The following is a 10069-nucleotide window of genomic DNA, read 5'->3' as shown; positions in this document are numbered from 1 at the left end:
GCCCCGGTCACCACACAGGTGACCGGGGCTACTGTGCATTCACCACACCACACAAGTGGTCCTTTTGGTAGGTGAACCCGGCAGCGCTTGGCAGGACGACCAACCGACCACAACCCCCTAGTGCCGAAGGCTATTTGTCTGGGACGGTAGAACCCTTCGGAAACCAGGGTGTCCACCGATGGCGCTTTTGGGCAGGTAGACCGACAATGAAGGCGAAGGCCACTTGCCCCCTCCGATGAAATTTCGAGTGCAACCATGGATACCCGTCTGAGTCCCCATCCCTCAACCGTGCCGCCAGCGGCCCGAGCCGTTGATCTCCGCAAAACATACGGCTGCGGTGACACCGCCGTCCACGCCCTGGACGGCATCAGCGTCGAGCTGGGCAAGGGGGAGTTCACCGCGATCATGGGGCCATCCGGCTCCGGTAAATCCACCTTGATGCACTGCATGGCTGGGCTTGACGCCCCTACCTCAGGATCTGCGTTCATAGGGGATACTGACCTGGCGGATCTGCGGGACAAAGACATCACCGCGCTACGGCGCGACCGGCTGGGCTTTATCTTCCAGTCCTTCAACCTGGTGCCCACCCTCACCGCGGAGGAGAACATTACGCTGCCCGGGAAGGTGGCGGGCGGGGGCGTCGATAAGCAATGGTTCGACGAGGTGGCACAACGTTTCAGCATTACTGACCGCCTTGCCCACCGCCCAGCCGAGCTGTCCGGAGGACAGCAGCAGAGGGTGGCGTGCGCGCGGGCCATCGTCGTTAAGCCGGAGATTATCTTCGGCGATGAACCGACGGGCAACCTAGACTCCAACGCCTCCCATGAGGTGCTGGCGATCTTGCGCTCGGCGGTGGATGAGATGGGGCAGACGGTGGTCATCGTCACCCATGACCCGACGGCGGCTGCGTGGGCCGACCGCGTTCTTTTCCTCGCCGACGGCCAGCTGGTCAACGAGCTACGAGACCCCACAGCGGAAGACATCCTCACGGTGATGACGGGATTTGAGAAATGACTTCCCTCGGTATCCTGCAAAAAATCTCGCTGCGCAGCCTGGCGGCGCACAAACTGCGATTCATCATGACCATGCTCGCCGTGGTGCTGGGCACCTCTTTTGTGGCCGGCGGCTTCATCCTCACTGCCTCCCTGTCTAAGGCTTTCGACGACATCTCTTCCGCCCAGTTCGCCGGCGCGGACCTGGTGCTCAACTACACGCCGGAATATCCACTCACCCTGGAGATGGCCGAGGAGATCTCGGAACGTGCCGATGTGGACAAGGTAGAGACCCTCGACATGCTGCCCGTGGTCATCCTCGGCCCGGACAATGCCGCGTACCAGTCCGGCGGTGCGGGCAGTTGGATCCTGCCCTGGACCCCGCCGGAGGACAGCATAGCCAGTTCCACCCGCATCGGTGAAGGCCGGGCGCCCGAGGCTGCGGGCGAAGCCGTGATCAACAGCTCCGCCGCCGAGCGCGCCGACCTGGCGGTGGGGGATACCGTCACCGTCATTGACCCGGTGCAGCGCGCCGAATACACCCTGGTGGGACTCTCCGAGACCGATATGGCCACCGGCGGGTGGGCCGGGCTGCAGGTCGTCGACGAGGTGTTCCGCACCGAGTATTCACCCGGCGGCACCACGGGAAGCATGCTGGTGCAAGGTGATGTCGCATTGGAGACCCTGCGCGCCGCCTACCCGGGCGCTGAGATCCTCACCGCCGCGGAAGCCGCCGAACAGACAGCAGAGGACATCAACCAGGCCCTGTCGTTCTTCACTTATGTGCTGCTGGCCTTCGGGCTCATCGCCCTGCTGGTGGGCACGTTCATCATCTCCAACACCTTCTCTATGATCGTCGGCCAGCGCACCCGCGAGTTCGCGCTCCTGCGCGCGCTGGGAATGTCCCGTCTGCAGCTGACAGGCTCGGTGCTCGTCGAAGCGGCCCTGGTCGGGGTGGTGGGATCGGCCCTGGGCATCGTCGTCGGAGTAGGGTTGGTGAAACTCATCGTCTACCTCATGGAGGCCTTCGGCCTGGGCTTCCCGAACGCCGGCGTCGGCCTGGATGCACGCAGCATCCTCGTGCCGCTCGTGGTCGGTATCGTGGTCACGCTCGTGAGCGCCTTCGTGCCGGCACGCCGCGCCGGACGGGTCCACCCCGTCCAGGCGATGCGCTCCGGGGATCAATCAAGCACCCAGCCCGTCGCTGTGCGCAGCATCCTCGGCGGTATAGCCCTGGTGGCAGGCTTAGCGACGTCCCTGCTCGCCGCCCTGGTCAGTGACTGGTCGACCTCCACCCGGACGCTGCTGCTGGGGATCGGGGCCGTGGCGCTCATCCTCGGTGCCCTGCTGCTTCTCGCCGGTGTGGCCCGCTACTTCTTCGCCTGGCGCAGAGGCGGAGCGGTCGTGCCCCTTTTGGCGCGCACCAACCTCTCCCGCAACCCGCGGCGCACCGCCGCCACCGCTTTCGCTCTTACCCTCGGGGTGGCGTTGGTGTGCGCGGTGGGGATCCTCGGGGCGTCGATCAAGCTCTCGGTCTTCGGTGCCATCGAGGAAGAACTGACCGCCGATGCTGTCGTCAGCGCCGGCGTGGTGACCAACCAGTCAATTCCGGCCCAAGCTCTGCACACCATCGAGGACATGGACGGGGTGGAAGGCATTGTCACCGTCTCGTGGGTGCCGTTGTCCGTGGATGGCAAGGCCGGTTCGCGCGATGAATCGGGCGGGGTCAGCGCTGTCCTGGACCATGATCCGACGCGGGCGCTCAACCTGGAGGTGGTGGAAGGCAGCTTCGCGGGGGCGGGCAGCCGCCCCGGCGTCGGCCTGAGTGTGGATACTGCCCGGGAGCTGGGGGTCGGCGTAGGGGATAGCGTGCCGATCACGTCCTCGGTCACCACCCTGAGCACCCAGGCGCCGGTGGTGGTGATCTGGGAGAACTCCTCCTCCTACACCCCGCTGGCGATCAGCGCCCCGACGGTGGAGGAGTTCCTCCCGGACCGCAGCACCTGGTTCACCCAGACCGCCTTCGTCCGTTTCAGCGAGGAGGCCGACACCGAGGCGGTCTTCCGACAGGTCTCCGAGGAGGCCGCCAGCTATGGTGTCCTCCAGGCTATGACACCCACCGAGTACCAGCTCTCGGCGGCCGCGCAGATCGACCAGCTGTTGGCCATCGTCTACGCGCTGCTGGCATTGAGCGTGGTCATCGCGGTGCTGGGCATCGTCAACACCCTGGGTCTATCGATCATGGAACGCGCCCACGAATTTGGCATGCTCCGGGCCGTGGGCATGCAGCAGAGACAGGTGCGCCGGATGATCACCCTCGAATCGGTCTACATCGCCGTGGTGGGTGCCGTGACCGGCATCCTCAGCGGCACGTGGCTCGGCTGGTGCCTGGTGAAAACCCAGGACGGGCAGGGTATTAACCGCTGGGCCATCCCCTGGGAGCAGTTGGCGGTCGTGTTGGTCACCGCGGTGCTGGTGGGCATCATCGCGGCCCTGTGGCCGGCCCGGCGGGCGGCGCGGACTTCACCGCTGGCGGCCGTCGAGTAGCTGCAGTCGCTCCACGCCCTGGCGCAGGGTGTCGTGTCGTTTGCCGAAGGCGAAACGCACCTTTCCTCGCCACGGCCCGGGGTCATCGCAGAAGACCTGCACCGGGATGGCCGCCACCCCGATGCGTTCGGGTAGCTCCAGGCAAAACTCCAGGCCGTCCGCCTCGCCGATGTCGGCGACCACGAAATAGGTGCCCGAGGTGTCGTGGACGTCAAGCCCCGCTGAACGCAGCCCCGCGACCAGGATGTCACGCCCGGTGCGCAGCTCCGCGACCATCCCGCGCAGCCAGGCATCCTCATGCTCAAGTGCATGCGCCACGGCCGGTTGGAAGGGCGTGGCGCCAACATAGGTCATGAACTGTTTGGCGGTGATCACGGCGTCGAGAAGCGGGGCTGGAGCCAGCGCCCACCCCGTCTTCCAGCCGGTGACATTCCACGACTTCGCCGCCGAGGACACCGTCACCGTGCGCTCACGCATGCCGGGCAGGGCGGCGATGGGGGTGTGGGTGGTGCCGAAAAGCAGGAACTCATAGACCTCATCAGACAGCACCAGCAGATCATGCTCGACGCATACCGCGGCCAGCTCGTTGAGCACCGCGCGGTCGAAGACGGCGCCCGTGGGGTTGTGCGGTGAGTTGATGATGAGCATCGCCGTGTTCGGGGTGATCGCCGCGCGCACGGCGTCGATGTCCACTGTCCAGGTGGCGCCGTCGGAAGCCAAGGGCACGGCGACGCGACGGGCGCCCGCCAGGGCGATGGCCGCGGCGTAGGCGTCGTAGTAGGGCTCAAGCACGATGACTTCACGCCCCGGTTCCACCAATCCCAGCACCGCCGCGGCGATAGCCTCGGTGGCGCCGACGGTGATGAGGACTTCCGTGTCCGGGTCATAGATGACCCCGTGCGCGCGCTGGCGTTGGGCGGCCACCGCTTCCCGGAGCGCCGGGAGACCGCGGCCGGGCCCGTACTGGTTGTTGCCGGCACGGATCTGCTCACAGGCGATCTCGAGCATCCGGGGCGGGCCGTCCGCGTCGGGGAAACCCTGGCCGAGGTTGATCGCATCGAACTTGGTGGCGCGGGCGCTCATCGTGGCGAAGACGGTCTCGCCGAATTCCCGCAGTCGTTGCACAGTCATCTACAGCACCAACAGGTTGAACTTGGTGCCCTTCGCCTCGTCGAGACGCTTGCGGGCCTTGTCCAGGCGATTCCACTGATCTTCCGGGATCGATTTGCGGGCCGCAGCTACCACCTCCTGGTCCGGGGTGCCCCACGCGATCGGCATGGGAGAAATCTCATCCCAGTGCTCCTGATCGCCGACGCTACGACGCCCCTGCACCGCCGCGACGGGGATGCGGGTGCCCAGCTTGGCCTCCTTGATGCCCTCAATGCGGGTGACGGTGCGCAGGGCCGCACCCCAGCGCGGCGGGAGCGAAGGGTTCACGTTGGTGTTCACCAGCGCCATGAGCACGTAGTCACGCTCGTTGACCTCGGCGATCGTGGCCGGGGCCAGGGGATAGGTGTCATACAGTTCCTGCGCGCCGCCGACCTTGCGCGGCACGACAACCGCCAGGAAGAAACACAGCAGGGCGAAGGTGCCGGCGATGATGCCGCCGATGAGCCCGACAGCACTGTCGGTGCCCAGGAAGGCGAAGAGCAGGGCCGCGCCGATCGCCAGGATGATGCCGAACACGATCGCGGAGATCTGCAGCCGCTTCGTGTCCTTGAGCATCTCGTTGTTCTTCTTCGCGAACGCCTCGTCCACCTGGAACTTGAAAACCTTCATGCGTGTCAGCCTAATCGAGCTGGTCGAGGTCGTCGGCATCGACGATCCGGTAGGCGTAGCCCTGCTCGGCGAGGAAACGCTGGCGATGCGCCGCGTACTCCGAGTCGAGGGTGTCGCGGGAGACGATGGAGTAGAAATGCGCCTGCCCACCATCCGCCTTGGGACGCAGCAGTCGTCCCAGACGCTGGGCCTCCTCCTGCCGGGAACCGAAAGTGCCGGACACCTGGATGGCGACTGCTGCTTCGGGCAGGTCGATGGAGAAGTTCGCCACCTTGCTCACGACCAGGACGCTGAGCTCCCCGGAGCGGAACCTGTCGAAAAGCTCCTCGCGGCGTTTGTTGGAGGTCCGCCCCTCGATGACGGGGGCGTCGAAACGCTCTGAGAGTTCCTCCAGCTGGTCGAGGTAGGCACCGATAATCAGGGTCGGCTGGCCACGGTGGCGTTCCAGGAGCTTCTCGACGACCCGCATCTTCCCGCTCGCACTCGCCGCCAGGCGGTAGCGGTCGGCGCTGTCGGCGGTGGCGTAGACCATGCGCTCCGACTCGGACATGGTGGTGCGGACCTCCACGCACTCGGCGGAGGCGATGAAGCCCATGGCCTCGATGTCCTTCCAGGGGGCGTCGTAACGCTTCGGACCGATAAGCGAGAAGACGTCACCTTCGCGGCCGTCCTCGCGCACGAGTGTGGCGGTGAGCCCGAGGCGGCGGCGTGACTGCAGGTCCGAGGTCATGCGGAAGACCGGGGCAGGCAGCAGGTGCACCTCGTCGTAGATGATGAGGCCCCAGTCGCGGGAGTCGAAGAGTTCGAGCGCCCGGTACTCACCCTGCGTTTTCCGGGTGACTACCTGGTAGGTGGCGATGGTGACGGGGCGGATCTCCTTGCGCTCCCCGGAGTACTCGCCGATCTCGTCCTCGGTGAGGGTGGTGCGGCGCAGCAGTTCGCTGCGCCACTGTCGTCCGGCGACGGTGTTGGTCACCAGGATGAGGGTGGTGGCCTGGGCACGCGCCATCGACGCCGCACCGACCATCGTTTTGCCCGCACCACACGGCAAGACGACAACGCCGGACCCGCCCTCCCAGAAGGAATCGGCGGCGTAGCGCTGGTAGTCGCGCAGCTCCCAGTCCTCGTTCTCGGTGGACAAGGCGATGGGGTGGGATTCGCCGTCGACATAACCGGCCAGGTCCTCCGCGGGCCAGCCCACCTTGAGCAGCTCCTGCTTGAGGCGCCCGCGTTCGGAGGGGTGGACGGGGATGTTTTCGGCGTCGATGGGTTCACCGAGCATCGGCTTAATCCTTTTGTGCCGCTGCAATTCCGCGAGGATCGCCGGCTCCGTGGACTCAAGGACCAGCCCGTGGGCCGGGTGCTTGTGCAGGCGGACGCGCCCGTAACGGGACATTGTCTCGGCGACGTCGATAAGCAGGGGCTGGGGGACCGGGAACCGGGAGTAACGCTCGAGGACGTCGACGACCTGCTCCGCGTCATGCCCGGCGGCGCGGGCGTTCCACAGGGCCAGCGGGGTGATGCGGTAGGTGTGGACGTGCTCCGGGGCGCGCTCCAGCTCCGCGAAGGGGGCGAGCGCGGCGCGGGCCTCATCGGCCTGCGCGTGATCGATCTCCAGGAGCACCGTCTTGTCCGACTGCACGATCAGGGGTCCGTCACCAAAAGCCATGCGGACCATTATGGCCTACCCCAACAGCACCTCCGTGATCCGGTGGAGGGTGAAGCGCTGCACCTGCCCGGTGACCTCATCGAGCGCGTCGACCTGCCCACCCGTCACCGTCAGCGGCGTCACCGTTTTGTGGACGGCACGACCATGCTTATCGACGAACCCCAGCGTCACCGACCGCCCACCCCGTGCTGCCGCCTGCAGGATGGCAAGGGTGGTACGCGTGTCCTCCGGGGTGAGAGTCTCCCCGGCATCATGGCGACGGATGGCTGCGACGGCGGCGGAGATCCGCGATTCGTCGAGCTGCTGCGGGCGGCGGGCGGGGGTATCCCGGGCGGGTAGGCGTGCCGGGGAGGGACGGATGTCGAGGGCGGCACCGCTGGCGTCTTCGGCGACAGGCTGGAAACCGGCGGCACGGAGCGCATCGATGACCTGCACCAACGGCGCCTGGGCGATAGCGACCGTCGGGGCGATGATTCTCAGGGCCACAATTTCCGCGGCCGGGGTGCGGGCGGCCTCAGCCAGCAGGGAGGGATCGTCGCAGCGTAGATAGCTCATCGCCGGGCCGCCGCGGAGTGTGCCGTGGCGGCGCGCGACGTCATCGATGAGATAGATGATGGACTGCGGCACCTCGCCGAGAGTGTGGGCCGCGAGCCAGTCCTGCAACTCGGTGGCGGTGCGCCCGGCGTCCAGGGCCTGCCGCACGGAAGCATCAGTGATGCGGTAGACGCTGGCCAGGCCCGCGGACTCCAGCTCGCCCAGCAGGTCCAACTCGGTCTGCAGCGCGCGCGGCAGGGGGCCGGGGGCGAGCACCGTCATATCGCCCTGCGGGATGAGCCGCTCCACCGTGCCAGGGGTGGCCTCCTGGGCGACGGCGAGGGGATCGGCCTGCTCGTTCAGCAGCGCGCGCAGCAAGGAGGTGGCGGTGCCCCCGGCGAGCAGCCCCAGCCAGCGGGCCTCCGCGAGGACCCCGGTGACGGTGCTCTCGGCCATGAGCGTCGCGGCGATCGGATGGGTGAAAAAGAAGTCATCGCGCAGGGCCTCATCGTCCAGGTCCGTGCCCGGCGGGGCAGTGGTGAACTGGGAGACCAACATCCGCCGGTGCTCACTGAGGTGCGGGCGCGACATGGCGTCGGCGAGCAAACGGATCGGCGCCTTCTTCTCATCCGGGGTACCGATCAGCCACGGCGCCCACGGCGACTCCAACCAGCCCACCGCCATGACCATCCACCGGGTCGCCAGATCCGCCTCCAGCCACTCATTAGCGCTGATAGTGGGGGCCAGAACATCCTCATCGTCGATATCACCGCGGGCCAGCAGCCCCGCCGCCATCCCCAGGCTGATCAGCCGCTGCACCTCATCCTCTGTGACGCTCAAGGTGCGGGCCAGCGTGGTCACCGTCCGAACCCCGACGCCACCCTCTTTGAGTAGCGGCGCCGGGTCGACCCCCAGATGCTCGATGAGGTGGCGCAGATGCCGGGCCACCTCCAGCCCCGCACCGGCGCCGACCTGGTTGGCGCGGTCCTGGGCGGCGGCGTCGATAAGCAATTCGCCCGTGACACGCGGTGAGGGCGTCAACGGGCGACGCACCACTTCCTGCCCGCGCAATAGCGCCCGCACCCGGCGGGGCAGACGCACCGTGCCCGCATCCACCCGAGTGAGCAGCCCCGCGTTGATGAGTTCTGGCACCGGATGTGTCGGATCCGCATCCGGCGCCGCATACCTCGTGCGGCCGACGCCGCCTGAATTGAGCAACGTCGTGAGAATGGCATGCTGCTTATCCGACAAACCCTCCACCGTGGCGGGAGTGACGGCGCCGGGGGTGTCATCGAGCAATTGCCAATCCGGGGGCAGGGAAGCCATCGCCTCCCCCGTGACCCGTACAGGATCATCGCCGTAGACCAGCGCCAGGTTACGCAGCGTGTCGATCGACTTCTCGACGAGCGCGGCCTCCACCGGCACCGCATTGATCACCGCCGTCACCGACACCGCCTGCAGCTCCCCACCCAGGTTGGCCGCCGCCTCCAACGTCGCCAGATCCAGCGCGTTGAGTGTGCGTATCGCCCGACCCACCGAAGCCCGCAACTCCAATCGCGCCGCTAAGGGGGTGAGCCCCGGGGGTAACGGCAGAGCGACATCCGGGCGGGAACGTAACAGATTCGCCAGCTCGGCATCGTCACGCTGACTCAGCCAGGTGCGGAAATCGGGGCTTTCGGGGGTAGTAGGCATGGTCACCCCGATTTTAGTTGCAGTTCAAGTTACTTTTCCGCCCGAGGTTTGCAACAATATGGGGCATGTCTAACGTTGAGAAGAAGGGCTACGTCGATCCGGGCTGGCCGAAGCACATCCCGCGTACCGATGGCCATGTGGTCACCGAAATTACCTCCACCCTCGCTGGCGCCTCCAGCCCCTACGGCGATGACCTGGTTCTCCCGGTCCCCGCAGAGGAGCTGGGCTACGTTCACCCGTACACCCGCGTGAACAAGTAGCGCACCGGCTTAATTTAGAACGTCGCGGATCCCCCGCGCATCGCACCTACGTGTGCGATGCGCGGGGGATCTGCGCTTGTTGGTCGGGGCCGGATAAGGCGAAACGCCCCACACAAGGTGGGGCGTTGACGCTGACTTTAAGTTGGCTTAGAGGCCGACGATAGAGTCGATGGCACCGCGGTTGGCGCCGTAGAAGGCGTCGAAGTTATCGCGGTTTGCGGCGTAGGCAGCCTCGATGGCAGCCGGAACCGGAACGCCGTACTGGGCGAGGGTGCCGCGGATGTGGCTGTAAAGAGCGTCGACGGCAAGCTCATCGGAGGAGGTGCCGGCGTTCTGCTCAGCCTGTGCGACAACCTGCTGGACCGGAGCCGGTGCGGAAGCAGAGACGTTGCGCGGGGTCGGGGCGGAGTTCAGGCCCAGACGTGCGGAGCAGGCGGGCCATGCGCCCCAGCCCTGGCCGGCGAGGGTGCGCTCGGCGACAGCGATCTGCTGCTCGCGGGTGGCCTGGTAGGCGTAGGGGGCGAACTCGGTGCCGCCGTAAGCGCGCCAGGTGGAGGGGGAGAACTGCAGGCCACCGTGGTAGCCGTTGCCGGTGT

8 protein-coding genes are annotated in these 10069 nt (G+C 66.8%); 3 read left to right on the top strand and 5 right to left on the bottom strand.

Annotated elements, in window-relative coordinates; all coding sequences use genetic code 11:
- The first annotated feature begins 255 nt into the window (after nt 1–255).
- On the top strand, nt 256–1014 hold the full coding sequence (locus Q4G50_RS13660) for an ABC transporter ATP-binding protein (protein ID WP_303378204.1): 759 nt from the start codon (nt 256–258) through the stop codon (nt 1012–1014).
- Entirely contained in the window at nt 1011–3539 is a 2529-nt protein-coding gene (locus Q4G50_RS13655) for an ABC transporter permease (protein WP_303378203.1), read from the top strand. The genes Q4G50_RS13660 and Q4G50_RS13655 overlap by 4 nt, the downstream gene beginning before the upstream one ends.
- On the opposite strand, the gene Q4G50_RS13650 is transcribed toward Q4G50_RS13655, so the two are convergent.
- From Q4G50_RS13650 to Q4G50_RS13635, 4 genes are read right to left on the bottom strand one after another with little or no spacing between them, the layout of a single operon-like run.
- The gene (locus Q4G50_RS13650; RefSeq protein ID WP_303378202.1) at nt 3516–4670 is read right to left on the bottom strand and encodes a pyridoxal phosphate-dependent aminotransferase; all 1155 of its coding nucleotides are present in this window, start codon (nt 4668–4670) and stop codon (nt 3516–3518) included. The two genes, Q4G50_RS13655 and Q4G50_RS13650, sit on opposite strands and share 24 nt — an antisense overlap.
- A complete protein-coding gene (locus tag Q4G50_RS13645; protein WP_303378201.1) occupies nt 4671–5318 on the bottom strand; it encodes a DUF3239 domain-containing protein in 648 nt (215 codons plus the stop codon).
- 10 nt (nt 5319–5328) lie between these two features.
- A complete protein-coding gene (locus tag Q4G50_RS13640) occupies nt 5329–6987 on the bottom strand; it encodes a DNA repair helicase XPB (RefSeq protein WP_303378200.1) in 1659 nt (552 codons plus the stop codon).
- 15 nt (nt 6988–7002) lie between these two features.
- Entirely contained in the window at nt 7003–9213 is a 2211-nt protein-coding gene (locus Q4G50_RS13635) for a helicase-associated domain-containing protein (protein ID WP_303378199.1), read from the bottom strand.
- Between the two features lie 65 nt (nt 9214–9278).
- Between Q4G50_RS13635 and Q4G50_RS13630 the strand changes: the two genes are divergently transcribed.
- Complete coding sequence (locus Q4G50_RS13630; protein ID WP_303378198.1) at nt 9279–9473, top strand: hypothetical protein; 195 nt, start codon at nt 9279–9281, stop codon at nt 9471–9473.
- Between the two features lie 147 nt (nt 9474–9620).
- Here Q4G50_RS13630 and Q4G50_RS13625 read toward each other — a convergent pair.
- A partial coding sequence (locus Q4G50_RS13625) for a resuscitation-promoting factor Rpf1 domain-containing protein (protein WP_303378197.1) occupies nt 9621–10069 on the bottom strand: 449 nt, incomplete at its 5' end.

The sequence above is a fragment of the Corynebacterium sp. genome, from assembly GCF_030538285.1.
GTDB lineage: Bacteria > Actinomycetota > Actinomycetes > Mycobacteriales > Mycobacteriaceae > Corynebacterium.
Note: the sequence above shows the minus strand (reverse complement) of the source record. Positions and strands in the feature narration are given on the sequence as shown.

Coding starts and splice junctions, on each gene's coding strand:
- Q4G50_RS13640 (WP_303378200.1), bottom strand. CDS start 6,987: ATGGCTTTTGGTGACGGACCCCTGATCGTGCAGTCGGACAAGACGGTG.
- Q4G50_RS13660 (WP_303378204.1), top strand. CDS start 256: ATGGATACCCGTCTGAGTCCCCATCCCTCAACCGTGCCGCCAGCGGCC.
- Q4G50_RS13635 (WP_303378199.1), bottom strand. CDS start 9,213: ATGCCTACTACCCCCGAAAGCCCCGATTTCCGCACCTGGCTGAGTCAG.
- Q4G50_RS13650 (WP_303378202.1), bottom strand. CDS start 4,670: ATGACTGTGCAACGACTGCGGGAATTCGGCGAGACCGTCTTCGCCACG.
- Q4G50_RS13645 (WP_303378201.1), bottom strand. CDS start 5,318: ATGAAGGTTTTCAAGTTCCAGGTGGACGAGGCGTTCGCGAAGAAGAAC.
- Q4G50_RS13630 (WP_303378198.1), top strand. CDS start 9,279: ATGTCTAACGTTGAGAAGAAGGGCTACGTCGATCCGGGCTGGCCGAAG.
- Q4G50_RS13655 (WP_303378203.1), top strand. CDS start 1,011: ATGACTTCCCTCGGTATCCTGCAAAAAATCTCGCTGCGCAGCCTGGCG.